General features: G+C 71.7%; 21 protein-coding genes, 1 tRNA gene and 1 pseudogene. 9 read left to right on the forward strand and 14 right to left on the reverse strand.

The features are described 5' to 3' along the window. The 5 genes from ACTB72_RS10735 to hisN all read left to right on the forward strand — a co-directional run. Positions 1-854 (forward strand): DUF2332 domain-containing protein (locus tag ACTB72_RS10735; protein ID WP_463036992.1); only part of this gene is annotated, 854 nt, incomplete at its 5' end. Between the two features lie 134 nt (positions 855-988). Next, complete coding sequence (locus ACTB72_RS10740; protein ID WP_463036993.1) at positions 989-2,272, forward strand: hypothetical protein; 1,284 nt, start codon at positions 989-991, stop codon at positions 2,270-2,272. 258 nt (positions 2,273-2,530) lie between these two features. Then, positions 2,531-4,360, forward strand: a complete 1,830-nt coding sequence (typA, locus tag ACTB72_RS10745) for a translational GTPase TypA (RefSeq protein ID WP_463036994.1) — start codon at positions 2,531-2,533, stop codon at positions 4,358-4,360. Between the two features lie 238 nt (positions 4,361-4,598). Beyond that, a complete protein-coding gene (locus ACTB72_RS10750) occupies positions 4,599-4,985 on the forward strand; it encodes a helix-turn-helix domain-containing protein (protein WP_463036995.1) in 387 nt (128 codons plus the stop codon). A gap of 123 nt (positions 4,986-5,108) precedes the next feature. After that, positions 5,109-5,957, forward strand: coding sequence for a histidinol-phosphatase (gene hisN / locus ACTB72_RS10755; protein ID WP_463036996.1), 849 nt, complete (start codon positions 5,109-5,111; stop codon positions 5,955-5,957). A gap of 41 nt (positions 5,958-5,998) precedes the next feature. Here hisN and rseP read toward each other — a convergent pair whose 3' ends face one another. From rseP to ACTB72_RS10815, 12 genes and pseudogenes are all read right to left on the reverse strand, one after another. Then, entirely contained in the window at positions 5,999-7,354 is a 1,356-nt protein-coding gene (gene rseP, locus ACTB72_RS10760; protein ID WP_463036997.1) for an RIP metalloprotease RseP, read from the reverse strand. A 54-nt stretch (positions 7,355-7,408) separates the two neighbouring features. Next, complete coding sequence (gene dxr, locus ACTB72_RS10765; RefSeq protein ID WP_463036998.1) at positions 7,409-8,626, reverse strand: 1-deoxy-D-xylulose-5-phosphate reductoisomerase; 1,218 nt, start codon at positions 8,624-8,626, stop codon at positions 7,409-7,411. Further along, a complete protein-coding gene (locus ACTB72_RS10770; RefSeq protein ID WP_463036999.1) occupies positions 8,623-9,471 on the reverse strand; it encodes a phosphatidate cytidylyltransferase in 849 nt (282 codons plus the stop codon). The genes dxr and ACTB72_RS10770 overlap by 4 nt, the downstream gene beginning before the upstream one ends. 5 nt (positions 9,472-9,476) lie before the next feature. Beyond that, positions 9,477-10,244: a polyprenyl diphosphate synthase gene (gene uppS, locus ACTB72_RS10775; RefSeq protein ID WP_463037000.1), complete on the reverse strand. Its 768-nt coding sequence runs from the start codon at positions 10,242-10,244 to the stop codon at positions 9,477-9,479. 74 nt (positions 10,245-10,318) lie between these two features. Beyond that, positions 10,319-10,882: a ribosome recycling factor gene (gene frr, locus ACTB72_RS10780; RefSeq protein WP_463037001.1), complete on the reverse strand. Its 564-nt coding sequence runs from the start codon at positions 10,880-10,882 to the stop codon at positions 10,319-10,321. 48 nt (positions 10,883-10,930) lie between these two features. Then, a complete protein-coding gene (pyrH, locus tag ACTB72_RS10785; RefSeq protein WP_463037002.1) occupies positions 10,931-11,671 on the reverse strand; it encodes a UMP kinase in 741 nt (246 codons plus the stop codon). Between the two features lie 308 nt (positions 11,672-11,979). Further along, positions 11,980-12,873: a translation elongation factor Ts gene (gene tsf, locus ACTB72_RS10790; RefSeq protein ID WP_463037003.1), complete on the reverse strand. Its 894-nt coding sequence runs from the start codon at positions 12,871-12,873 to the stop codon at positions 11,980-11,982. Between the two features lie 244 nt (positions 12,874-13,117). Continuing rightward, positions 13,118-13,900 carry a 30S ribosomal protein S2 gene (gene rpsB, locus ACTB72_RS10795; RefSeq protein WP_463037004.1) on the reverse strand — a complete coding sequence of 261 codons (783 nt, stop codon included), beginning with the start codon at positions 13,898-13,900 and terminating at the stop codon, positions 13,118-13,120. 326 nt (positions 13,901-14,226) lie between these two features. After that, the gene (locus ACTB72_RS10800) at positions 14,227-14,742 is read right to left on the reverse strand and encodes an SRPBCC domain-containing protein (protein WP_463037005.1); all 516 of its coding nucleotides are present in this window, start codon (positions 14,740-14,742) and stop codon (positions 14,227-14,229) included. Further along, a complete protein-coding gene (locus ACTB72_RS10805) occupies positions 14,739-15,098 on the reverse strand; it encodes an ArsR/SmtB family transcription factor (RefSeq protein ID WP_463037006.1) in 360 nt (119 codons plus the stop codon). Before ACTB72_RS10805 ends, ACTB72_RS10800 begins: the two co-directional genes overlap by 4 nt. Positions 15,099-15,530: 432 nt before the next feature. Next, a tRNA-Ala gene (locus ACTB72_RS10810) sits at positions 15,531-15,606 on the reverse strand. 296 nt (positions 15,607-15,902) lie between these two features. Further along, positions 15,903-16,142, reverse strand: a pseudogene (locus ACTB72_RS10815) (TIGR02300 family protein); the annotation flags it as partial. A 293-nt stretch (positions 16,143-16,435) separates the two neighbouring features. On the opposite strand from ACTB72_RS10815, the gene phaZ reads away from it, so the two are divergent. Together phaZ and ACTB72_RS10825 are read left to right on the forward strand one after the other, a co-directional pair. Further along, on the forward strand, positions 16,436-17,740 hold the full coding sequence (gene phaZ, locus ACTB72_RS10820) for a polyhydroxyalkanoate depolymerase (protein ID WP_463037007.1): 1,305 nt from the start codon (positions 16,436-16,438) through the stop codon (positions 17,738-17,740). Continuing rightward, on the forward strand, positions 17,737-18,585 hold the full coding sequence (locus ACTB72_RS10825; protein ID WP_463037008.1) for a M48 family metallopeptidase: 849 nt from the start codon (positions 17,737-17,739) through the stop codon (positions 18,583-18,585). Before phaZ ends, ACTB72_RS10825 begins: the two co-directional genes overlap by 4 nt. Positions 18,586-18,634: 49 nt before the next feature. On the opposite strand, the gene ACTB72_RS10830 is transcribed toward ACTB72_RS10825, so the two are convergent. Together ACTB72_RS10830 and ACTB72_RS10835 are read right to left on the reverse strand one after the other, a co-directional pair. Further along, entirely contained in the window at positions 18,635-19,126 is a 492-nt protein-coding gene (locus tag ACTB72_RS10830) for a hypothetical protein (RefSeq protein WP_463037009.1), read from the reverse strand. Positions 19,127-19,240: 114 nt separating this feature from the next. Beyond that, positions 19,241-21,373 carry a transglycosylase domain-containing protein gene (locus tag ACTB72_RS10835; protein ID WP_463037010.1) on the reverse strand — a complete coding sequence of 711 codons (2,133 nt, stop codon included), beginning with the start codon at positions 21,371-21,373 and terminating at the stop codon, positions 19,241-19,243. Between the two features lie 642 nt (positions 21,374-22,015). Between ACTB72_RS10835 and ACTB72_RS10840 the strand changes: the two genes are divergently transcribed. Both ACTB72_RS10840 and ACTB72_RS10845 read left to right on the forward strand, forming a co-directional pair. Beyond that, positions 22,016-22,354 (forward strand): P-II family nitrogen regulator, encoded by a 339-nt coding sequence (locus ACTB72_RS10840; RefSeq protein ID WP_092683883.1) that lies wholly within the window; start codon positions 22,016-22,018, stop codon positions 22,352-22,354. 33 nt (positions 22,355-22,387) lie between these two features. Next, complete coding sequence (locus tag ACTB72_RS10845; protein WP_463037011.1) at positions 22,388-23,761, forward strand: ammonium transporter; 1,374 nt, start codon at positions 22,388-22,390, stop codon at positions 23,759-23,761. Positions 23,762-24,037 lie beyond the last annotated feature (276 nt).

Below are 24,037 nucleotides of genomic sequence, written 5' to 3' on the forward strand. Positions count from 1 at the left end.
CGACGCTCTTCCGATCTCTGGTGCGCTCGGGCGCCGCGCCCGCGCTCGCCGCCGCCTGGCCGCCCGAGGCCGCGGGCGATCCCGTCGCCGCCGCGCTCGACGCCTTCGCCCGCCATGCCGACCGCCTGTTCCCCTGGCTCGACGGCCCGCCCCAGACCAACGAGATCGCCCGCGGCGGCGCCCTGCTGGGCGGGGCGCTGACCCTCGTGGCCGGCCTGAAAATGCCGCTGGAGATCCTGGAGATCGGCGCCTCCGCCGGGCTCAACCAGAATTTCGACGCCTATCGCTTCGATCTGGGCGAGGGGCGCGGATGGGGCCCCGAAGACTCGCCGGTGCGCATCGCGCATGAATGGCAGGGGCCGGCGCCCGACCTCGCGACCCCGCTGGAGATCGTGGCGCGCGCGGCCTGCGACCTCTCCCCGCTCGACCCCGCCGACCCCGCGACCCGGGCGCGGCTGACCGCCTATGTCTGGGCCGACCAGGCGGCGCGGCTCGCCCGGCTGGAAGCGGCGCTGGACCTGATCGCCGCACGCCCCCGCCCGGTGGAGCGCGCCGACGCCGCCGCCTGGCTGGCGGACCGGCTCGCGCGGCCCCAGGCCGAGGGGACCGCGCGCGTCGTGATGCACTCGATCATGTGGCAGTATCTGCCGGGGCCCACCCGCGCCGCAATCCGCGCCGGGATCGAGGCCGCCGGCGCCCGCGCCACGCCCGACCGGCCGCTGGCCTGGCTGCGGATGGAGCCTGACGGCGTCGCGGGCTCGGCCTCGCTGGACCTGACCGCCTGGCCCGGCGGCGCGGCCGAAACCCTCGGCCGCGCCGACTTTCATGGCCGCTGGACCCGCTGGGGGGCCTGAGCTCCACCGCCTCCCCCCCCCGGCTTGCCCCCCCGGCTTGCCGCCCCCGCCTTGCCACGCGCGCCCGCGTCGCCGATACCCTTGGCCGCGAAAGCAGGGCGCGCGGGGGTGCGCTCCGGCGATGGAGGGTCGAGATGTTGCGTGCGCTGTTCTGGCTGATCGTTCTGGTCGTCTTCGTCGGGCCGCTCGCCTTTCTGGCGGCGGCCTTCGAACCGACGCCGGACCTGCCGCCCTCCGCGGCGCTCGGCCAGCAGCAGGCCCGCCAGTCCAAGGCGCTGGTCCAACGGGCGCGCGAGGCGGCCGCAGGCGGGGGCGAGCGCAGCCTGACCGCCAGCGCGGCCGAGCTCGACGGCCTGATCGCCTCCGTCGCCCGGATCATGCCCAGCCTGCGCGGCGCGACCAGCATCAACCGCGACGGCATGACCCTCGCGCTTTCCGCCCAGCCCCCGGTGATCGACGCGCTGGGCTGGATCAACCTCCGGGCCGAAATCGCGCCCTCCTCGACCGGGCTCGACGTGCGGGCGCTGGAGCTGGGGCGCATGGCCCTGCCCCCCGCGCTCACGCTCAAGGTGCTGCGCTTCGCCGGCGACATGCTGTCGGACGTGCCGATGGGGACGCTGCTGTTCTCGTCCATCCATGCGGTGCGCACCACGCCCGGCCGGATCGTCGTGGCCATCGACGCGGGCGAGGGCGGCGACGGCTCGCTCCTGAAACGGGTGATGAGCGGCATGCGCGATGTGGCCGGCATCTCCGCCGGCGCCGACATCGCCCGCCATTACGACGCCATCGCGGCGGCCGCGGCGCGGGGCGAGCTGAGATCGCCCGGCGAGCTCGCCCCCTGGCTGACCTTCGCGGTGAACCAGGCCCGCGACGCCGCCGCCGGCGATCCGGATGCGGCGACGCGGGAGCTGCGCGCCGCCGTCGCCGCCCTCGCCGCGATCTGCGGCAAGCGCTCCGCGATCGAGGCGGTGGCCGGCGACTTCGGCTCCCCCGAGGCGGGCAAGCGCTGCGCCGACGTGGAACTTTCGGGCCGCCCCGACCTGCGCAAGCATTTCCTGCTGTCCGCCGCCTTCCAGATGGCGGGGGGCAACGCGGTCTCGTTCGGCTTCGGCGAGATCAAGGAGCTGGTCGACGGCTCGGGCGGCGGCTCAGGCTTCAGCTTCGACGACGTCGCCGCCGACCGCGCCGGCATTCGCTGGGCCGAGGCCGCCGAGCTCGCCGCCCCCGACGGGCTGGCGGCGCTGGCCGAGACGTCGGCCGACGCGTCGAACTGGATGCCCTCGATCGTGGGGCTGCCGTCCTTCATGCAGGTGGACGCCTTCAAGGCCAAGTTCGGCGCGGTCGACAGCCCCGCCTATCAGGCCCAGCTGACCGAGATCGACCGCCGCATCGACGCCCTGCCGATGCACGCCCGCTGAGGGCCGGGGCGGTCCCGGCCCGCGATCTCGGGCGGACGGTTGCAATCCCCCCGCGCGTGGTATCTCTGATGATGCCGGGCGGGCCGAACCCCGCCCGCGAGCCGATCTTGACCCGAGGCCTTGCAGCCACGCCGGACGCCCTGCGGCGCCCCGCGGCCGTTCGCGCCCTTGCGGCGCCGCGTCATATGCGTCAAGAGCCGCGCAACCGGCGGCGCCAAGGGCGCCCGCGCCCCCTATTCACGTCCGGAAAATCGCCCCATGGATCTTCGCAACATCGCGATCATCGCGCATGTCGACCACGGCAAGACCACGCTGGTCGACGCGCTCCTCCGCCAGTCCGGCTCGTTCCGGGAAAACCAGGCCGTCGCCGAGCGCGCCATGGATTCCAATGACCTGGAGCGCGAGCGCGGCATCACCATTCTGGCCAAGTGCACCTCGGTCGAATTCGAGGGCGCCCGGGTCAACATCGTCGACACGCCCGGCCACGCCGACTTCGGCGGCGAGGTGGAGCGGATCCTCTCCATGGTCGATGGCGCCATCCTGCTGGTCGACGCGGCCGAGGGCCCGATGCCCCAGACCAAGTTCGTGACCGCCAAGGCGCTCGCGCTCGGCCTGCGGCCGATCGTCGTGCTCAACAAGGTCGACAAGCCCGACGCCGACGCCGACCGGGCGCTCGACGAAGTGTTCGACATGTTCGCGGCGCTCGACGCCGACGAGCATCAGCTCGACTTCCCCGTGCTCTACGCCTCGGGCCGCTCCGGCTGGGCCGACGATGAGCTCGATGGTCCGCGCCAGGATCTCTCCGCCCTGTTCCGCAAGGTGATGGCCCATGTGCCGGCGCCCAAGCAGGTCGTGAACGCCGACAAGCCGTTCTCCATGCTCGCCACCACGCTCGAGGCCGACCCGTTCATCGGCCGCCTGCTGACCGGGCGGATCGAGACCGGGACCATCGTCTCCGGCGCCACCATCAAGGCGCTGCGTCCCGAGACCGGCGAGATCGAGCGGTTCCGCGTCTCCAAGGTGCTGGCCTTCCGCGGTCTCGGCCGCGTGCCGGTGGACTCGGCCGAGGCCGGCGACATCGTCGCCCTGGCCGGCCTGTCCAAGGCCACCGTCGCCGACACGCTCTGCGATGTGTCGATCAACGTGCCGATCAAGGCCCAGCCGATCGACCCGCCGACCATCGCGGTGACCTTCTCGATCAACGACTCGCCCCTCGCCGGCCGCGACGGCGACAAGGTCCAGTCCCGCGTGATCCGCGACCGCCTGATGCGCGAGGCCGAGGGCAACGTCGCCATCCGCATCAACGACACGCCCGACCGCGACGCCTTCGAGGTCGCCGGCCGCGGCGAGCTTCAGCTCGGCGTGCTGATCGAGAACATGCGCCGCGAGGGCTTCGAGCTCTCCGTCTCCCGCCCGCGGGTGATGATGCGCGAAGAGAACGGCCGCAAGCTGGAGCCGATCGAAGAGATCACCGTGGACGTGGACGACGAGTTCACCGGCCCGGTCGTCGACAAGATGTCCCAGCGCAAGGCCGAGATGACCGAGATGCGTCCCTCGGGCGGCGGCAAGACCCGCATCGTGTTCCTCGCCCCGTCGCGCGGGCTGATCGGCTACCATGGGGAGTTCCTCACCGACACCCGCGGCACCGGCGTGCTGAACCGCGTGTTCCATTCGTGGTCCGAGTGGAAGGGTCCGATCCCGGGCCGCCGTCATGGCGTGCTGATCTCGATGGAGAACGGGGATTCGGTGCCCTTCGCCCTGTTCAACCTGGAGGATCGCGGCCGCCTGATCATCGGCGCCGGCGAGCCCGTCTACCAGGGGATGATCATCGGCGAGAACGCCCGCCCCGGCGACCTCGACGTGAACCCGCTGAAGGGCAAGAAACTGACCAACATGCGCGCGTCGGGCAAGGATGAGGCGGTGACGCTGACCACCCCCCATCGCTTCACGCTGGAGGAGGCGATCGCCTTCATCGAGCCCGATGAACTGGTTGAAGTCACACCCGGAGCGATTCGTCTGCGCAAGCGCTTCCTCGACCCGCATGAGCGCAAACGCGACGCGCGAGCCGCCAATTCCGCGCTCGCCTGAGGCGCGCCTCCCCTGTCGATGCTCTAACCGTGGGTTTTTTCGCGCTGCAGCGAAAAACAACCCACGGTGTTGCATTGTGCGCAGCTGCACATTGTTGCTAGACTTACGACCGGCGTAACAACGTCCGGGCGGCCACTCTTGCGTATCCTGGCCTCCGCAAGCGCGTCATAAGAACGCGCGCATGCGATCAGTCCCGGGGCGGCGGAAGAGTTCGTGTGCAGTCAGGAGCAACAAGAAGATGAAGCATCCCGTAGACGCTCACGTCGGGAAACGTGTGCGGCACCGGCGCTGGATGATGGGGATGACCCAGCAACAGCTCGGGGACCTGGTGGGAATCAAGTTCCAGCAGATCCAGAAATACGAAACCGGCATGAACCGGATCAGCGCCTCGCGGTTGTGGGATATCGCGAAGTCGCTGGAAGTGCCGATCAACTATTTCTTCGAGGGTCTGGACGCCGAGTCCATGGAAGAGGCGGGTCTCGAGGCGAATGCCGAGTCCGGCGCCCGCGGAGATCTGCTGGCCGACAAGGAGGCGCTGGAACTGGTGCGCTCCTACTACGCGATCCCCGAGAACCAGCGGCGGCGTTTGTTCGACCTCGCCCGCGTTCTCAGCGAAGCCGCCTGACCACCGGCTTCGACGACTGCCGCGCGGCCGGGCCTTTGCGCCCGGCCGCCGGACCCGCTACGGTCCCGGCCCAACCCGGCTGGCGCGGCCTCCGCCGCGCGCCGCCCTGCGCCCGGACCTGACATGACCCCCGATTCCCCCTCCGACGCGCGCCGTCTCGCGGTCCCTGGCGAGACCGCGGACCCGGCGCTGACCTCGGCGCTGGCCGCGGCCCATCGCGCCGCCGACGCCGCCCGCGCGCCAATCCTCGCGATCTTCCGGGCCGAAGGGCTCTCCGCCGACAACAAGGCCGGCCCCGGCGCCTTCGACCCGGTGACCGAAGCCGACCGCGCCGCCGAGGCGGCGATTCGCGCCGTGCTGGCCGACGACCGCCCCGCCGACGGCATTCTGGGCGAGGAGGGCGGCGCGCAGGCTGGCGCCTCCGGCATGACCTGGGTGATCGACCCGATCGACGGCACCCGCGCCTTCCTGATCGGCGCGCCCACCTGGGGCGTGCTGATCGGGCTGAACGACGGAACCCGCCCGGTGCTGGGCGTGATGGACCAGCCCTGGACGCGGGAGCGGTTCTGGGGCGACGGCGCCGCCGCGTGGCATGCCCGCGACGGCGAGGCGCCCCGCCGGCTCCAGGCCCGCCAGGGCGTGCGCCTGGCCGATGCGCGGCTCTGCTCGACCTTCCCGGAGGTGGGCGCGGACACTGAGCGCGCGGGATTCGAGCGCGTGCGCGACCGCGTGCGTCTGACCCGCTACGGGCTCGACTGCACCGGCTATGCGCTGATCGCGGCGGGGGGAGTGGATCTGGTGATCGAGGCCGGGCTCCACGCCTACGACATCCAGGCGCTGATCCCGATCATCGAGGGCGCCGGCGGCGTGGTCACCACCTGGGACGGCGGAGACGCCCAGCAAGGCGGCCGGATCCTCGCAGCCGCAAGCCCGGCCCTGCATGCCGAAGCGATGGCCCTGCTCGCCGACTGACAGCCGCGCCCCGCCCCCCGCGAGGGACGGGGCGCGGAGTTCTACAGGCTCATCAGGTCGTTGAACGTCACGAACACCATCAGCCCCAGCACCAAAGCCAGGCCGACGCCGGTCGCGGCCTCCGTCGCGCGTTCGCCCAGCGGGCGTCCGCGCAGCGCCTCGAAGGCGTAGAACATCAGGTGGCCGCCATCGAGCACCGGGATGGGGAACAGGTTGATCATGCCGATCGAGGTCGAGATCATCGCGATCATGCCGAGGAAGGCCACGATCCCCGCCCCCGCCGCATCGCCCGACAGCGACGCGATCCGGATCGGGCCGCCGAGGCCGGAACTGTCGGCCTTGCCGCCGATGATCGCGCCGACATAGGCCAGCGAGGAATGGATCACCTGCCAGGTGCGGGTCACGCCATTGCCCAGCGCTTCGCCGATGCCCGGCGTCACCACTTCCGGCGCGATCAGCGGTATGGCGGAGACGCCGATCAGCGGCCGCATCTCGATCCCGCCGCTGGCCGAGGGCACCGGGTTGAGCTTCGGGGTCAGCGTCACCTCGCGCCTTGCCCCGTCCGCGCCCTCGACCACCAGCGCCACCGACGCGCCGTCGGAGCCGAACACCACCCGCTGCAGGTCAGAGAACGCGCCCACCGGCTGCCCGTCGGCCATCACGATGCGGTCTCCGGCCAGCAGCCCGGCCTCTTCCGCCGGGCTCGCCGGCGCCACCGAGCCGACCAGCGGAGGGATCGCTGGGCCGGTCTCCACCATGATCTCGCGCCCGTCGCGGCGCAGGTCGACCGGGAAGCTCGCGCGCCCGGGCTCGGCCTCGCTCGCGGCCTCATAGGCCTTGGAGATGTCGGACCAGACCGTGACCGGGGTTCCGGCCACCGCCAGAATCTCGTCCCCCGCGCGCAGCGGGAAGGTCGCCTGGTCCTCGACCTGCGAAGCGCCCAGAACGGGACGATCCGACCCGACGCCCAGCGCCAGGGTCAGGCCGGTGTAGATCAGGATCGACAGCGCGAAGTTGAAGGCCGGCCCCGCCGCCACCGCCAGAGCCCGCCGCCACAGGGCCGCGCCGGGGAAGGAACGGGCGCGGGTCGCATCGTCCATCGCCGCCATCCCCGCGGCGTCGGCACGGGCCGAAGCCGCGTCGCCGTCGCCCACGAATTTCACGTAGCCGCCCAGCGGCAGCACCGCCAGCCGCCAGCGGGTGCCGCGGCGGTCGTTCCAGCCCCAGATCTCCTTGCCGAAGCCGATGGAGAACACCTCGGCGTCGATCCCGCACCAGCGCGCCACGATGTAGTGGCCGAACTCGTGCACGAACACGACCACGCCCAACACCACGAGGAAGGAGGCGATCGAGCCGGCCACGCCGCCGACCTGGGTCATCACTGCGAACGAGTCCATGGGACCTCCCGATACCGTCGCCGCGCGGCTGCGCAAAGCGGAACGTTAGTGAAATTAAGCGAAAACGCCGCCGTTTCCCAGCCGCGCATGATCGCGCGCGATCACCGCGCAGGCGGTGCGGCGGGCGGCGCCGTCCATGGCGAAGACCTCGGCCAGCGAGGTCGCCGGCGCGAAGGGGGTCAGCGCGTCCAGCGACGCCTCCACCACCCGCGCCATGTCGAGGAAACCGATGCGGCCTTCCATGAAAGCCTCCAGCGCCGCCTCCTTGGCGGCGTTGAGCGCGCAGCCTGCCAGCCCGCCGGCCCGCATCGCCTCCCGCGCCAGGCGCAGGGCGGGGAAGCGGACCTCGTCGGGGGTCTGGAAGTCCAGCCGAGACAGCGCGGCGAAATCCAGCCGTTCCACCGGCAGGGACCGCCGTTCGGGCCAGTGATAGGCGAAGCCGATGGCGTGGCGCATGTCCGGCATGCCCAGCTGGGCCAGCACCGAGCCGTCCGCATAGCCCACCATCGAATGCACCACCGACTGCGGATGCACCAGAACCTCCAGCTGAGAGGGCGCCAGATCGAAGAGGTGCCTGGCCTCGATCATCTCCAGCGCCTTGTTGAACATCGAGGCGCTGTCGACCGAGATCCGCGCGCCCATGTCCCAATTGGGGTGGGCGACGGCCTCGCGCAATGTCGCGGTCTCCATCCGCTCCGCCGTCCAGTCGCGGAACGGGCCGCCCGACGCGGTGAGGATGATGCGGTCGAGGGCCGGCCGCTGGGCCGGGTCGAGCACCTGGAAGATGGCGTTGTGCTCGCTGTCGACCGGCAGAAGGGTGGCGCCGGCGCGGGCGATCTCGGCCAGGAACAGGTCGCCGGCCGAAACCAGGCATTCCTTGTTGGCGAGCGCCACCGTCCCTCCCTGCCCCACCGCGGCCAGCGTGGGGGCGAGGCCGGCGGCGCCGACGATGGCGGCCATGCACCAGTCGGCAGGGCGCGCGGCGGCCTCGACCACCGCGTCGGGCCCGGCGGCGACCTGCGTGTCGGTGTCGGCCAGCGCGTCGCGCAATTCGTGGTAGCGGGCGGGGTCGGCGGTCACCGCCAGCTCGGCCCGGAATTCGCGGGCGGCGGCGACGAGGCCGGCGATGTTGCCATGCCCGGTCAGCGCCACGACCTGCGGGGCCTCTCCGCCCGCGGCGGCATGGCGGAGAATGTCGAGGGTCGAGGCGCCGATGGACCCGGTGGCCCCCAGAACCGTGACTCGGCGGCCTTCGCGATCGGGGGAATTCACCATATGAACACCGACTGCCCGCGCAGGAACGAGACCAGGGCGGCCACCATGCCGGCGGCGAGCAACCCGTCCATCCGGTCCAGCAGCCCGCCATGGCCCGGGATCAGGGCCGAGCTGTCCTTGACCCCGCAGCGCCGCTTCAGCGCGCTTTCGCCCAGGTCCCCGCCCTGCGCCACCACCGCCATCACCGCGGAGACCAGCGCCACCTCATGGGCGAGCGTGCCCGAGGTGAAGGCCGAGAACGCCGCGCCGAGGCAGATCGCCAGCGCCATGCCGCCGCCGAGCCCCGCCCAGGTCTTGGCCGGAGAGACCGCCGGCCACAGCTTCGGGCCGCCGATGGCGCGGCCGGCGAAATAGCCGCCGATGTCGGTCGCCACCACGCTCAGCGCCACCCACAGCACCGCTTCCCAGCCGTAAAGGTCATCGTCGCGCAGCCCGACCAGCGCCGCGCAAGCGATGGCGACATAGACCCCGCCCGCCAGCGCCGTGCCGCGCGCAAGACGGCTCTCGGCTCGGGTCAGAAAAATCACCGGGATCAGGCAGACCACCAGCCAGGCGAGCCCGTAGCGGTAGCTCAGCGCCTGGGTGGCGAGGCAGGCCCCGGCGCCGGCCGCCGATATCAGCCAGCCGGCGAGGTCGTAGCGCCGGGCGGACATGCGCCGCAGCTCCCAGCCCATGCCGGCGGCGATGGCCGCGACCGGCAAGGCGAAGGCCCAGTCGCCGAAGCTCACCGCCGCGACCGCCAGCGCGCCCATCACCAGAGCGGTCAGGGTCCGGACCCGGAGGTCGGCGAAGCCGCCCTTGCGGGGGCCGGGCTTGGCGTCGGCTGGGGCGCCGGGGGTCATGGCGATCAATCGGCCGCGCCGAAGCGGCGGTTGCGCGCGCCGTAAGCGGCGCAGGTGCGGGCGAAGATCTCCGGCGAGAAATCCGGCCAGGTCTCGGGAACGAAGGCGTATTCGGCATAGGCCGACTGCCAGGGCAGGAAATTCGAGGTGCGCATTTCGCCCGAGGTGCGGATCACCAGGTCGGGATCGGGCAGCTCGCGCGTGTCGAGCGCGGCGGAGAAGGCGGCGAAGTCCAACGCCTCGGGCGCCATGCGGCCGGCCGCGATCTCCACCGCCAGGCGGCGCACGGCCGACAGGATCTCGTCCCGCCCGCCGTAGTTGATGGCGATGGTCAGGTTGAGCCGCTGGTTGTCCAGCGTCGCCGCCTCCAGCCGGCTCATCTGCTCGGCCAGATCCCGGTTCAGCCGAGTGCGGTCGCCGATGAAGCGCACGCGGGCGCCGCGGCGGCGCAGTTCTTTCCCCTCGCGACGGATGTAGATGGAGAACAGCTCCATCAGCCCCTGCACCTCTTCGGAGGACCGTTTCCAGTTCTCGGTCGAGAAGGCGTAGAGCGTCAGATACGACACCCCCTCGTTCGGCGCGGCTTCGACGATGCGGCGCACGACCTCCGCCCCCCGCCGATGGCCGGCGAGGCGGGGAAGTCCGCGGGTCTTCGCCCAGCGACCGTTGCCGTCCATGATGACCGCCACATGCCGCGGACGGCAGGCGCCGCCCCCGAGCGTCGGGGCCGTGGCGGCGGCCTCGGTCGCGGGGGCGGGCGAGGGATTGAACATTCGCGTCTCCTGTCGGCGCCCGGCGGGGCGCCGGCGGCCTGGTCCTCCGGTGCGCCCGAAGCGCGCCGACGGTCTCAGACCTGCATGATTTCCGCCTGCTTCGTCTCCAACGCCTGGTCGATCTTCTGGATCGTGGCGTCGGTCATCGCCTGGATCTCGTCCGAGTAGAACTTGGCGTCGTCCTCGCTCAACCCGTTGGCCTTGGCCTTCTTCACCATGTCCATGCCGTCGCGCCGCACATTGCGCGCCGCCACCTTGGCGCTTTCCGAGTATTGCCCGGCGACCTTGACCAGATCGCGGCGCCGCTCCTCGTTCAGCTCGGGGATCGGCAGGCGGATCAGGGTGCCGTCGACCTGCGGGTTGAGCCCGAGGCCGGAGGACCGGATCGCCTTGTCGACCTTGCCGACCAGGGCCTTGTCCCAGATCGCCAGCGTCAGCATCCGCGGCTCGGGCACGTTGATGGTGCCGACCTGGTTGATCGGCGTGTCGACCCCGTAGGCGTCGATCATCACCGGATCCAGCATCGACGCCGACGCGCGCCCGGTGCGCAGCGACGCGAAGTCGTTCTTCAGGGCCGCGATCGCCCCGTCCATTCGACGCTCGAGGTCTTCGGTGTCGATCTCGATCTCATCGCTCATGGATGTCCTCCCGGCGAAGGCGCGCGGCCGATGCGGCGCGCCCTGGCGTCATGACTGTTCGACAATGGTGAATTTTCCGCGACCGCTCAAGACCTCCGCGAAGCCGCCGGAAGCGTGCAGCGAGAAGATGATCAGCGGCAGATTGTTGTCGCGCGCCAGCGCGATGGCCGACGCGTCCATCACCTTGAGGTTCTTGATGAGCACCTCGTCATAGGTGATGCGGTCGTAGCGCTTGGCGGTGGGGTCGAGCTTGGGGTCGGCGGTGTAGACGCCGTCGACCTGGGTGCCCTTCATGATCGCGCCGCAGTTCATCTCCATCGCCCGCAGCGCCGCGGCGGTGTCGGTGGTGAAATACGGGTTGCCGGTGCCGGCGGCGAAGATGACGATGCGTCCCTTCTCCAGATGGCGCACGGCGCGGCGGCGGATATAGGGCTCGCAGATCTGGTCCATCGGAATGGCCGAGATCACGCGGGCGTGGACCCCGAGATCCTCGAGCGCGGACTGCATGCCCAGCGCGTTCATCACGGTCGCGAGCATGCCCATATAGTCGGCGGAGGCGCGTTCCATCCCCTGGGCGGAGCCCTGGAGGCCGCGGAAGATGTTGCCGCCCCCGATGACGAGACAGAGCTCGACGCCGAGATCGTAGACGGATTTCACCTCTTCCGCGATGCGCTGGACGGTGGGCGGGTGCAGGCCGAAACCCTGGTCGCCCATCAGCGCTTCGCCGGATATCTTGAGCAGCACGCGCGGATAGAGGAGCGGGGACGGCGGTTGGGCGGCCTCGGTCATGCGCGAGTCTCTCCTGTCGGCTGGCGCGCGCAATCTGTCCGAAGGGGACCCGCGATGCAAGGCGCGCTGCGCCGCAGCATGACGGTCGCGAGGAGGTCGCCCGCAACCGAGGGGCGAAAGCGCGCCCAGGGCAGGCTCGACGCCGGCGAACCGGGCCGCGAAAGATGAGGCGGCCGGGGAGATCGACGGGAATCGCCTTGTGCGCGATGATTTGGGCGGCCGAGGATAGGAGAGCATACCCCTGCGAATGCGAAACGGCGGACCCGAGGGCCCGCCATTCCGATTTTTCCCGAAAGGAGGCGTCAGCCTCAGCCGGCGGAGACCTTGGCGACCTCGGCCGCGAAGTCCTCTTCTTCCTTCTCGATCCCCTCGCCAACCTCGACGCGGGCGAAGCCCACGATCTTGATGTCGGCGCCGGCCTCGGTCACCGCCGCCTCGACGGTCAGGTCCGGGTTGATCACGAAGGCCTGCTTCAGGAGGCAGACCTCCTGGAAGTACTTGTTCAGGCGACCGACGATCATCTTCTCGATAACGCCTTCGGGCTTGCCCGACTCGCGGGCCTGCTCGGTCAGCACCTGCTTCTCGCGCTCGACCAGCGCCGGGTCGAGATCCGCTTCGGACAGCGACGCCGGGTTGGTCGCGGCGACATGCATCGCGACCTGCTTGCCGATCGTCTCCATCGCCGCCTTGTCGGAGCCGGTCAGCGCGACGAGCACGCCGATCTTGCCCATGCCGGGCGCCACGGCGTTGTGCACGTAGCTCGCCACCACGTCGCCCTCGAGGCGCGACATGCGGCGGACCGACATGTTCTCGCCGATGGTGGCGACCTTGGCGGTCACGGCGTCGGCGACCGACTTGCCGCCCATGTCGGCGGCGAGCAGCGCCTCATAGTCGGCGACGCCGAGCGCGGTCTGCGCGATGGCGCCGGCCATCGCCTGGAAGTCGGCGTTGCGGGCGACGAAGTCGGTCTCGGAATTCACCTCGACCGCGACGCCGGCCCCGCCCTCGGAGGCGACGGCCACCAGGCCTTCGGCCGCCACGCGGCCGGCCTTCTTGGCGGCCTTGGCGAGGCCCTTGGCGCGCAGCCAGTCGACCGCGGCTTCCATGTCGCCATCGGTCTCGACCAGGGCCTTCTTCGCGTCCATCATGCCCGCGCCGGTCTGGTCGCGGAGTTCCTTCACCATCGAAGCGGTGACAGCCATCGGGTTTCTCCTATCGGGTCCTGACGCCTTCCGGCGCGCGAAGCGGCCCCCTGCCGGTCGCCCCACGGCCCGCACGCCCCGCCGTGGGAGGTCCGGGTCCGCAGGCGGCGGCGGCGCTGGGCCGGGGCTGCGCCGAGGGCTATCTGGGCGGCGTGGCCGGCCACGTCAAGCGCGGCGGGCGTCATCGAAATGTCGTGGGGAACGCCGCGCCGGGCCCGCAGGCCCCGCGCGGCGCAGGTTCGGCTCAGGCCTGGGCGGGCGCTTCGACGGACGCGTCCTCGAGGGCCTCCTCCATCGGAAGCTCCTCCATCTCGCCCATGTCGAAGCCCGACTCGCCCATCGCGGCGGCCATGCCGTCCAGCGCGGCGCGCGCGGCCAGATCGCAGTAGAGCGTGATGGCGCGCGAGGCGTCGTCGTTGCCCGGGATCGGGTAGGCGATGCCCGACGGATCCGAGTTGGTGTCGAGAACGGCCACGACCGGAATGCCGAGCTTGTTCGCCTCGGCGATGGCGAGCTGCTCCTTGTTGGTGTCGATCACGAAGATCAGGTCGGGAACGCCGCCCATCTCGCGGATGCCGCCCAGCGAGGCGTTGAGCTTGTTCTGCTCACGCTCGAGCGACAGACGCTCGCGCTTGGTGAACTTCTCGGCGCCGCCGTCGAACAGTTCGTCGAGCTTGCGGAGGCGGTCGATGGAGTTCGACACGGTCTTCCAGTTGGTCAGCGTGCCGCCGAGCCAGCGGTGGTTCATGTAGTACTGGGCGCAGCGCTCGGCCGCTTCGGCGAGCGGGATCTGGGCCTGGCGCTTGGTGCCGACGAAGAGCACGCGGCCGCCCTTGGCGACGGTGTCGCGGATGGCCTGCAGCGCGGCGTCGAGCAGCGGAACCGTCTGGGTGAGGTCCATGATGTGGACGCCATTGCGGTCGCCGTAGATGTACGGGCCCATCTTCGGGTTCCAGCGATGCGTCTGGTGACCGAAGTGGACGCCAGCCTCAAGCAGCTGGCGCAGGGAGAATTCCGGCAGTGCCATGTCGTTTCCTTTCCGGTTTCAGCCTCTGCGGGGGTGAGGGCCTGCGCCCAACCGGAGGACCGGGGCGGGATGTCTCCCCGTCCGGCCCGAAATCCCCGCATGCGGATTGCGTGAGGCGCCCATACACGGGCCGGAGGGGGATGGCAAGGGACGAGGGGCGGAAGCGGCCTGGCGAGGCGGCCCGGTCCGGGGCCCCGCGGCGCTCTGCCGACGGCCGTGCGGCCCTCGCTCCGCTGCGCTTCGCGTCGCCCCGCCCTGCCGTCCCCGCCGCTGGGGAGAGGGGGGCGAGGACCGGCCGGCGCCCCCCCTCCCGCCCCCTCTGCGGCTCAAAGCGTCGAGGCCAGCGCCGCCGCCTGTTCGAACACCGCGCCCCAGCCGTCCTGAAACCCCATGGAGTCATGGGCCTCCCGGCTTTCCGGCGTCGCGTGGCGGGCATGGGCCGCGTAGAGCGTGCCGCCCTGCCCGTCATCCTCGAAGCGCACCGTGGCGCAGAACGGCATGCCGCCGCCGGTCGGGCGGAACCCGGCCGACAGCACGTCGGTGAAGGTCAGCCGCCGCCCCTCGACCACTTCGAGGAAGCAGCCCCGGTTCGGATGGGCCGTGCCATCGGGCCCGACCATGGTGGTGTCGAATCGCCCGCCCGGGCGCGGGTCGATGGACGCGGCCGAGGTGGTCCAGGGCGGCGGCGTCCACCATTTCACCAGCAGCTCGGGCTCGGTCCAGCATCGCCAGATGCGGGCGCGGTCGACGCGGGCGCGCCGCTCCAGCCACAGGTCGAGCGCCGGGTCGAAATCCGCGGGCCTCTCCAGCCCCGTCGGCTCACGGGTCGTGAACGTCGTCATGCATCCCCCTCCGCCTGCAGCCGCATCGCCACGGCCTCCATCCCGTCCAGCCGCCCTTCCCAAAGCCGCCGCTGGGCGGCGAGCCAGGTCTCGACGGCGGCGAATCCCGCCCGGTCCAGCTCGCAGCGCCGGGCGCGCCCGGCCTTGACGCTGCGCACCAGACCGCCGGCCTCCAGCGCCTTGAGATGCTGGAGGAAGGAGGGCAGCGCCATGTCGAAGGGCGCCGCGAGCACGCGCACCGTTGCCGGACCGCCTCGCCCAAGCCGCTCCAGCACCGCCCGCCGGGTCGGGTCCGCGAGCGCGCGGAACACGGCGTCAGGGGGAGGGGCGGCTGGGGATTCGAAAAGGTTAGCCATTCGCCTAACTATTGGAGCGAGCGGGCTGCGCGTCAAGCGCCGCGCGAGAGGGGGCGGTGAGCGAGGGAATGCGGGGGGAGGCGCCGGCCGAACCGAGCCCGGCAGGCGCCGGTCCCGGGACCCGGAAACGGTCGGGGAGGCGCCCCTGGCGCACGCAGCGACGCCGACCGGATCGGAACTTGAAAACCGTGACGATCGAGCCGCCCGCCAAACCCATCGAACGCCCCGACGCATCGCCCCTCCGGTCGATCAAGGGCCGCGCCGGCCATGTTGCAGGCGCCAGGAGGGATGCAGGGCGGGGCGATGTCGGGGCGCAGCCCCGGCGAGGGCCGACCGGCATCGCGGCCGCCGCGCGGCGGCCCATGCGAAAAGACCGGCCGCGGTGATCCGCGCCGGCCCAAATATCTGACGATTTTCGCAAAGTGAGGGATATGGTGGAGCCAGGGAGGATCGAACTCCCGACCTCTTGCATGCCATGCAAGCGCTCTCCCAGCTGAGCTATGGCCCCGTTATCCCGCGCCGGCTCTGGTCTTGCCGGCGGCGTGGGGCGGTGTCTAGGCCAGGCTCCGGCGGGTTGCAAGGGGGAAATTTCCCCGCGCGATCCGTCCCGTTCCCGACCTCGCGCGCCGCCCCGGCGCACGTCGCGCCCTCCGCCCTGCGCCCCGTCTCGGAGCGCAGGGCGGAAGGCCCGGGGTCTCAGCTTTCCTCGTCGTCCTTGTCGCCGCCGGCGACGCCGCCGAGCTCGCCGAGATCGTCGTCATCATCGTCGTCGTCGTCGAGCAGCACGTCGTCGACCACGACGTCCTCTTCGGAATCGTCGTCGTCGATCAGCGGATCGTCGTCATCCGCCACGACCTTGACCGGCGCCGCCTTCTCGGCCTTGGGCTTGGCGCGCGAGGGCGCGGCCGCCTTGCGCTCGGTCAGCGCGGAGAGCGGGAAGGTCGCGCCGCAGCTGGGGCAGGCGACAGGATCCCGGAGCAGATCGTAGAAGCGGACGGCGCAGCTCGGGCAGCTGCGTTTTGCGCCCCATTCAGGTTTGGCCATGGGGACCCTCCAAGCCGGCAAGTCTGCGGGAATGCGCGCCTCTGCCACAGGACCGGGCGCCTTGCAAGGGCTCACCGCGCGCCGCAGGTCCGCGCCGCGCCCCCCTTTCGGCCTCGCGCGCGCCGTTGCGGAAGGGCGCCGCGCCCCTCCCCCGGCCGGCGCGGGCGGCGTCCCGAGGCTTGCCGCCACGCCGCGCGCCGACTAGCGTCCGCCCGCATGCGCCGCGGCGTCTCCGCCCCCCTCAGCCCGCGCGCGAGCAGCCCGCGCGCGAGGCGCATGGATCCGGAGACCGCATGCTCTACCACGCCCACGAGCTCGCCCATGCCGCCATCGCGCCCTGGCGCGCGGCGGCGCAGCTCGGCCGGCAAGCGCTGGGCGCGCCGCTCAACCCCCTGGCGACCAGCTTTCCCGCCCGCGCCGGGGCCGCGGCGCTGGAGGTCTTCGTCACCGTCACCGCGCGCCGCGGCAAGCCGGACTTCGGCATCGAGGCGATCCGGGTCGAGGGCATGGCCGAGGGCGAGACGGCCCCCGTGATCCGGCGCATCGTCGCCTCGACCCCGTTCTGCGACCTGGTGCATTTCCACCGCGACCACCCGCACGCCGAGGCGCGCCGCGACCCGGCCCTGCTGATCGTGCCCCCGCTCTCCGGTCACTTCGCCACGCTGCTGCGCGGGACGGTCGAGGCGCTGCTGCCTGCCCACGACATCTATATCGCCGACTGGCGCGATGCGCGCGACACGCCGCTCTCGGCCGGGCGCTTCGATCTCGACGACGCCACCGAGACGGTGGCCGCCTTCTGCCGCCTGATCGCCCAGACCCCCGACGGCGACCCGGTGGGCGAGCGTCCTTCGGTGCTCGCCGTCAGCCAGGCCGGGGTTCCGGCGCTGGTCGCCGCCGCGATGATGGCCGAGGACGGGGACCCGGCCCGCCCCGCGGCGCTGGTGCTGATCGGCGCTCCGATCGACGTGGCGCGCAACCCCAAGGCGGCCGCGCAGCTCGTCGCCCTGCAGCCCGCCGACTGGGTCCGGCGGCACGCGATCACCACCGTCCCCCGACCCCATCCGGGCGCGATGCGGCGGGTCTATCCGGGGTTCCTGCAGCTCTCCGGCCTGCTGCAGATGAGCCTCGACCGGCATATGGACGCGCATCTGGACCAATTCCGTCGGCTGATCCGCGGGGACGGCGACGGCGACGACGCGCATCGCCGGTTCTACGACGCGTTCCTTTCGGTGATGGACCTGACCGAGGAATTCGTCCTCCAGACCGTCGACCGGGTGTTCCGCCGCCGGCTGCTGGCCACCGGCGCCTACCGGCATCGCGACCAGCGCCCGGTGCGGCCCGAGGCGATCCGCGACATCGCGCTGATGACGGTGGAGGGGGGGCGCGACGATGTCGCCGGCCTCGGTCAGACCGAGGCGGCGCAGGACCTCTGCTCCGCCCTGCCCGCCGGGTTGCGCGCGCATCTGGTGGCCGAGGACGTCGGGCATTTCGGGCTGTTCAACGGGGCCCGCTGGCGGACCCGGATCGCGCCTCAGGTGCAGGCCTTCCTCCACGCGCAGCGGGGCCGCGCGCCGGGCGACGGGACGTCCGCGCCATGATCCGCCCGCCCCGCAGGCCCGAGGAGGGCGCGGCGTCGCCCTCCGGTCGGGATCTGCCGGCCGGCGCGGGCAGGCTCGGACCGCTCATCGCGGGACTGGCGCGCGCGGCGGCGGGCGAAAAGCCGGCGGGCGGGATCGATGCGATCTTCCTCGATCCGCCAGGGGTGCGCGTCGCGCTGCGCCGCTCGGCCCGCGCCAGGCGCTTCACGCTGACCGTCAGCCGGGTCGACGGCGCCCCGCAGCTGACCCTGCCCCAGCGCGCCTCGCTGGCCGAGGCGCGCGGCTTCCTGACCCGTCAGGCCGGCTGGCTCGCCGCCGCCATGGCGCGGATCCCGCCCGAGCGGGTGGTGGCCGCGGGCCGCGCGCTGCCGTTCCGCGGCGGCTCGGTGGTGCTGACCCTGCGCGCGCCCGGGCCGCGCCGGGCCCCGAGCCTCGAGGACGGGCGGCTGATGGTCTCCGGGACCGAGGCGGAGGCCCCGACGCGGGCGATGAGCTTCGTGAAGGAGGCGGCGCGCGCCGCCCTGGTCCCCGCCGCGCGCGGCTACGCCGCCCGGCTGGGGCGCGAGGCCGGGCCGATCACGCTGCGCGACACGCGGTCCCGCTGGGGGTCCTGCGCCTCGTCGGGGGCGCTGTCGTTCTCGTGGCGGCTGGCGATGGCCCCGCCGGACGTGCTGGACTACGTCGCCGCCCATGAGGCGGCGCATCTGGTCGAGATGAACCACGGCCCGGATTTCTGGGCGTTGGTGCACGAGCTGCGCCCCGACTGGCGGGACTGCCGCGACTGGCTGCGCCAGCACGGGCCGGAGCTGCACCGGGTGCGGTTCGAGACGCCGCCCGAGCGCTGATCCGCCCCCGGAGGCGCCGGCCCCTGCGCGCCGGTCCCGGCGGACGCGCTCAGAACGTGGTGATGGCTACCACGCAGACCACGACCAGATAGGCGGCCAGCGCGGTGACCGAGAAATAGCGCGCGCCGTTGAGCATCTCGCGCCAGTAGAACCCGCGCAGCAGGCCGAAGATCAGCGGCGTGCCGAACACATAGCCCCAGATCAGGAACTGCAGCGCGCCCAGCGGCCGCTGGCCGGTCCTGGGCGCGACGCCGGGCAGGTTGAGGTCCGACAGACGCTGGGTGTCGACGCTGTGCAGGGTCAGGTCGCCGCTGCTCGCCGCGCCCTTGAGGAGCGCCAGCACGAAGCCGAGGCCCAGGAGGAACATCAGCGCCACCATCATATGCGGCAGCGACATCACCTTCTTCTGGTATTTGCTCTTGCGACGACGGTTGCGCCGCTTGTCCCGCGTGCTCGGCCGCGGCGCGATGCGCGCGACCTGACGGCCGCGGCCCGTTCCGCCGGTTCTGCCCGAAGGCGAGTCGGTGCTGTCGTCGGTCACATCCGGCTCCCCGCACAGCTGCACAGTAGATCGCGGCGCACGCGCATACGCATTCCCCCGGTTCTCGACGCCGCGAAGCGGTCCCCCCGGACCCGGCGTCTTCCTGGACGCGGCTCAACGCTTGTTGAGCTCGCTCCTGTCCTGCGGCGCGGTCGCCGCCGATCCGCCGCCCCCCGACCCGCCGCCCCCGAAAAGACGCGAGACCCCGGCAAGGACGCTCTCGACCGCGGCCTGTATCGCGTTGGGCGCCTCGACCGCGCGCGAGGCGATGACGTCGGTCCCGGCCCCGCTTGCCTCGGGGGCGACTTCGGTGTCAAGGGGCCGAATCGGAAGGTCCGCGTGCAGGTCGGCCATGACCTCGCGCCAGATATCCGCCGGCAGCCCGCCCCCCGTCACGCCCGAGAGCGGGGTGTTGTCATCATAGCCCATCCACACGCCGGTCACGTAGTCGGCGGTGAAGCCGATGAACCAGGCGTCGCGGGCGGCGGTGGTGGTGCCGGTCTTGCCGGCCGCCGGCCGCTCGCCCAGCGAGGCCCGCCGCCCTGTGCCGTTGCGGATCACCTCCACCATCATGCCGGTCAGGCGCCGGGCGGTGCGTTCCGACATCGCGGTCAGGCCGGGCCCGCCGGAATGGGTCATCAGCGGCGCCGTGTCGCCGCGCAGGGTCACCTTCTCGATCCCGTAGGGCTCGGCGCGCCTGCCGTGATCGGCGATGGTCGCGTAGACGCCGGTCATGTCGAGCAGCGTCGCCTCCGACGAGCCCAGCGCGATCGCCGGCCCCGGCGCGAGCGGCGAGGTCACGCCCATCGCCTCCGCCATCGCCCGCACTCTGGGCAGCTCCGTCTCCACCGCCAGCCGCACCGCGATGGTGTTGACCGAATGGGCCAGCGCCTCGGTCAGGGTGATTTCGCCGAAATGCTCGTCCGCGTAGTTGGTGGGGGTCCAGCCCTTGATCGTGATCGGCGCGTCGCGCATCAGCTCGGAAGGGGAGCGCCCCGCTTCCAGCGCGGCGGCGTAGACGATGGGCTTGAACGCGGACCCGGTCTGGCGCAGCGCCTGCGTCGCGCGGTTGAACTGCCCGCCCGACCCGGTGACCGCCCGCCCGCCGACCACGGCGCGCACCGCCCCGTCGGGCGACATCACCACCACGGCCGCCTGCGCGTCGGAGCCTTCGCGCACCTTCTCGTCGAAGACGCGCGCCAGCGCCGCCTCCGCCACCCGCTGCACGCGGCGGTCGAAGGTGGTGTTGATCGTCACGTCCTCGGTGGTGTCGCGGGTCAGCCAGCCGGGGCCCGAGGTCATCAGCCAGTCGGCGAAACCGCCGCCGGCCTTGTCCTCGGCCGCCTTGGACAGCGCGGCGGGGTGGGCGCGGGCCTGGGCGGCCTGCTCGGCGGTCAGATAGCCCTGATCCTCCATCAGCCCGACGATCAGCGTCGCCCGCGCCCGCGACTGCTGAAGGTCCGAGGTCGGCGCGTAGCGCGACGGCGCCTTGAGCAGTCCGGCCAGCATGGCGGATTCGGCGACGTTCACCTCCCGCGCCGACTTGCCGAAATAGCGCTGGGCGGCGGCCTCGAACCCGTAGGCGCCGGCGCCCAGATAGACCCGGTTGAGATAGACCGAAAGGATCTCGTCCTTGGAATATTTCAGCTCCATGGCCATCGCCATGGGGAGTTCCTTCAGCTTGCGCTCCATCGAGCGTTCGTTGGTCAGGAACACGTTCTTCGCGGTCTGCTGGGTGAGGGTCGAGCCGCCCTGCACCAGCCCTCCGGCGGCGATGTTGGCGGCCATGGCGCGGGCGAGGCCGATGGGGTCGACGCCCCAGTGCTGGAAGAATCGGCGGTCCTCGGTGGCGACGACGGCGTGGATGAGATGGGGCGACATCTCCGAGGCGCGCAACGCGCCGCCGAACTGGTCGCCGCGCCAGGCGAAGATCTGGCCGTCGCGGTCGACCAGCGTGACCGAGCCGCGGTCGCGGACGTCGAGCAGCTCGGAGGCCGGCGGCAGGGTCTGGTGGAACCAGGCGACCGAGGCGCCGAGCACCAGCAGGATGCCGAGCGCCAGGCGCGAGCCGACCAGCCAGGTCCAGCGGGCGACGAAGAGGATGGCGGCGCGCGCGGCGCGGTCGATCCAGCCGCCGCGGCGCCCGCCGCTCCCGGACCCGCCGTTCCCCGACCCGCCGGCCCGCGTCTGGGGCTTGCGCGCGGAGGATTTCGCGCCGGTCTTGTCCGCGGCCGGCCGCGCCGGCACGGGTTTGCGCCCGCGGCCTGCGGCGGCGGCCTGATCGCGACGGGTCGCGGGCGGCTCTCGCCGACCCGTGTCATTGGTTTTTCGCGCCACGCCCCCGGTCTCTTCTGTCTCGTGTTGGATCCGCCTGCTCGTGCGGCCCGCCGCTTGGTGCGGATTGCGACGCATCAAGACTAGCCCAATGGGGCGAGGATGTGGAGAGCGGCGGGCGTGGCGGCGGCGATGCCGCAAGCCGCCCGGCGACTGTCGCGCCGGCGCCACGGCGCCCATGCGGCGGCGCCCGGGGCGCGGCGGGGTTGCGGTTCGGCGCGACGGTCCGGCGCGAAGATCGCCGGATTCAGTTCATGCGAATTAATCGCGCAGGGGTATTGCCGTTTTTTTGGGCGCCGGGGCCACGCGCCTGCGCCGGACCGGGTCCAGGCGCGCCCTCCGCCCGCCTTCGCGCCCCGCGCCGCCGCGCCGCCGCGCCTCGCCGATGCGCAGCGCCTTGCCGCTCCGTTCGCTCACGCGGCCGTGACGGGGCGCGACCCGCCGACGCGGCGGACACCCGAACGCCCCCCCGGCACCGCCCCGACGCGAAGTTGGCACGCCCCTTGAATAACATGGGTCGATGCAACCGCACATAATCTCGAACGGGGACGCAGGATGAAGCTGATCATCGCCGTCATCAAACCCTTCAAGCTCGAAGAGGTCCGCGAAGCGCTGACCTCCGCGGGCGTGCAGGGTCTCATGGTCTCGGAGGTCAAGGGCTACGGACGTCAGTCCGGCCATACCGAGATCTATCGCGGCGCGGAATACGTCGTGAATTTCGTGCCCAAGATCAAACTGGAGATCGTCGTGCCCGACGCGGCCGTCGACAAGACCGTGGAGACCATCGCCTCCACCGCCAAGACCGGCAAGATCGGCGACGGCAAGATCTTCGTGCTGGACGTCGAGCAGGCGCTGCGCGTGCGCACCGGCGAGACCGGCGAAGACGCGCTCTGAGCCCGCCCAACGCATAAGAGGGATCGAACGACAATGAACCGCATCTTTCTGAAATCCGCGGGACTGGCGCTCGGCGCCGCCGCGCTGCTGGCGCTGCCTGCGCTGGCGCAGGACGCGACCGCGCCCGATCCGGGCGCCGTGCCCGAGCAGTCGGTCTTCATCTTCAACACGCTGCTGTTCCTGATCGCCGGCTTCCTGGTCATGTTCATGGCCGCGGGCTTCGCGATGCTCGAGGCCGGCCTGGTGCGTTCCAAGAACGTCACCATGCAGCTGACCAAGAACGTGGCGCTCTTCGCCATCGCCGGCGTGATGTACTACCTGATCGGCTACAACCTGATGTACCCGCTCGGCAACTGGTCGATCGGGACCGATGACACCGGCGGCTATCTCGGCGCCTTCGGCGTCGCGGTCATGGAAGCCGTGGGCATCGCGCCCGACGCGGCCGACGATCTGAGCTACGCCTCCACCGGCTCGGACTTCTTCTTCCAGCTGATGTTCTGCGCCACCACCGCCTCGATCGTCTCGGGCACGCTGGCCGAGCGCATCAAGCTGTGGCCGTTCATGATCTTCACCATCATCCTGACCTCCCTGATCTACCCGATCGCCGGGTCGTGGAAGTGGGGCGGCGGCTTCCTGGACAGCCAGTACGGCTTCCTCGACTTCGCCGGCTCGACCATCGTGCACTCGGTCGGCGGCTGGGCCGCGCTCGCGGGCGCCCTGATCCTCGGGCCGCGCCTGGGCAAATACAAGGACGGCCGCGTCACGCCGTTCCCGGGCTCCAACCTGCCGCTGGCCACCATCGGCACCTTCATCCTGTGGCTCGGCTGGTTCGGGTTCAACGGCGGCTCCCAGCTGGCGCTGGGCTCGGTCGGCGATGCGGCCGACGTCTCGCGCATCTTCGTGAACACCAACACCGCGGCTTCGGGCGGCGCCATCGCGGCGATGATCCTGACCCAGGTGGTCTATGGCAAGATCGACCTGACCATGGTGCTCAACGGCGCCCTCGCGGGCCTCGTCTCGATCACCGCCGAGCCGCTGACCCCCACGCTCGGCATGGCCACCATCATCGGCGCCATCGGCGGCGTGATCGTGGTGTTCGCGGTGCCGTTGCTCGATCGCCTGAAGATCGACGACGTGGTCGGCGCCATCCCGGTGCACCTGTGCTGCGGCATCTGGGGCACGCTGGCGGTGGTTCTGACCAACTCGGACGCCACCATCGGCGGCCAGATCATCTCGATCGTCATCGTCGGCGTGTTCGTCTTCGCGTCCTCGCTGGTGCTCTGGATCCTCCTGAAGATGGTGATGGGCATCCGCGTGTCGGCGGAAGACGAGATCGCCGGTCTCGACAGCGCCGAGTTGGGCATGGAGGCCTATCCCGAGTTCGGCAAGGGCTCGCAGATCTCCTGAGCTTCAGGGGGCGCGCGGGGGAGACCTCCGCGCGCCCCCGCCCGTCGAGGCGCTTCGGCGCCGGCGGACCTGATCGACGGCGGATCCCCTGCGGGGGGCCGCCGGTCCTCCCCGGGGCGACGCCTGTCGTCCTCCCCTGAAGGCCCGGCCTCGCGCCGGGCCTCTTTTTTCGGCCGGATGGCCGGCGCGCTGGTCAGCGGCGCCATCCCGGTGCACCTGTGCTGCGGCATCTGGGGCACGCTGGCGGTGGTTCTGACCAACTCGGACGCCACCATC

This window comes from Albimonas sp. (assembly GCF_055129145.1).

Coding starts and splice junctions, on each gene's coding strand:
- ACTB72_RS10740 (WP_463036993.1), top strand. CDS start 989: ATGTTGCGTGCGCTGTTCTGGCTGATCGTTCTGGTCGTCTTCGTCGGG.
- hisN (WP_463036996.1), top strand. CDS start 5,109: ATGACCCCCGATTCCCCCTCCGACGCGCGCCGTCTCGCGGTCCCTGGC.
- ACTB72_RS10840 (WP_092683883.1), top strand. CDS start 22,016: ATGAAGCTGATCATCGCCGTCATCAAACCCTTCAAGCTCGAAGAGGTC.
- phaZ (WP_463037007.1), top strand. CDS start 16,436: ATGCTCTACCACGCCCACGAGCTCGCCCATGCCGCCATCGCGCCCTGG.
- typA (WP_463036994.1), top strand. CDS start 2,531: ATGGATCTTCGCAACATCGCGATCATCGCGCATGTCGACCACGGCAAG.
- rpsB (WP_463037004.1), bottom strand. CDS start 13,900: ATGGCACTGCCGGAATTCTCCCTGCGCCAGCTGCTTGAGGCTGGCGTC.
- pyrH (WP_463037002.1), bottom strand. CDS start 11,671: ATGACCGAGGCCGCCCAACCGCCGTCCCCGCTCCTCTATCCGCGCGTG.
- ACTB72_RS10800 (WP_463037005.1), bottom strand. CDS start 14,742: ATGACGACGTTCACGACCCGTGAGCCGACGGGGCTGGAGAGGCCCGCG.
- rseP (WP_463036997.1), bottom strand. CDS start 7,354: ATGGACTCGTTCGCAGTGATGACCCAGGTCGGCGGCGTGGCCGGCTCG.
- ACTB72_RS10845 (WP_463037011.1), top strand. CDS start 22,388: ATGAACCGCATCTTTCTGAAATCCGCGGGACTGGCGCTCGGCGCCGCC.
- ACTB72_RS10750 (WP_463036995.1), top strand. CDS start 4,599: ATGAAGCATCCCGTAGACGCTCACGTCGGGAAACGTGTGCGGCACCGG.
- tsf (WP_463037003.1), bottom strand. CDS start 12,873: ATGGCTGTCACCGCTTCGATGGTGAAGGAACTCCGCGACCAGACCGGC.
- ACTB72_RS10825 (WP_463037008.1), top strand. CDS start 17,737: ATGATCCGCCCGCCCCGCAGGCCCGAGGAGGGCGCGGCGTCGCCCTCC.
- frr (WP_463037001.1), bottom strand. CDS start 10,882: ATGAGCGATGAGATCGAGATCGACACCGAAGACCTCGAGCGTCGAATG.
- uppS (WP_463037000.1), bottom strand. CDS start 10,244: ATGTTCAATCCCTCGCCCGCCCCCGCGACCGAGGCCGCCGCCACGGCC.
- ACTB72_RS10805 (WP_463037006.1), bottom strand. CDS start 15,098: ATGGCTAACCTTTTCGAATCCCCAGCCGCCCCTCCCCCTGACGCCGTG.
- ACTB72_RS10770 (WP_463036999.1), bottom strand. CDS start 9,471: ATGACCCCCGGCGCCCCAGCCGACGCCAAGCCCGGCCCCCGCAAGGGC.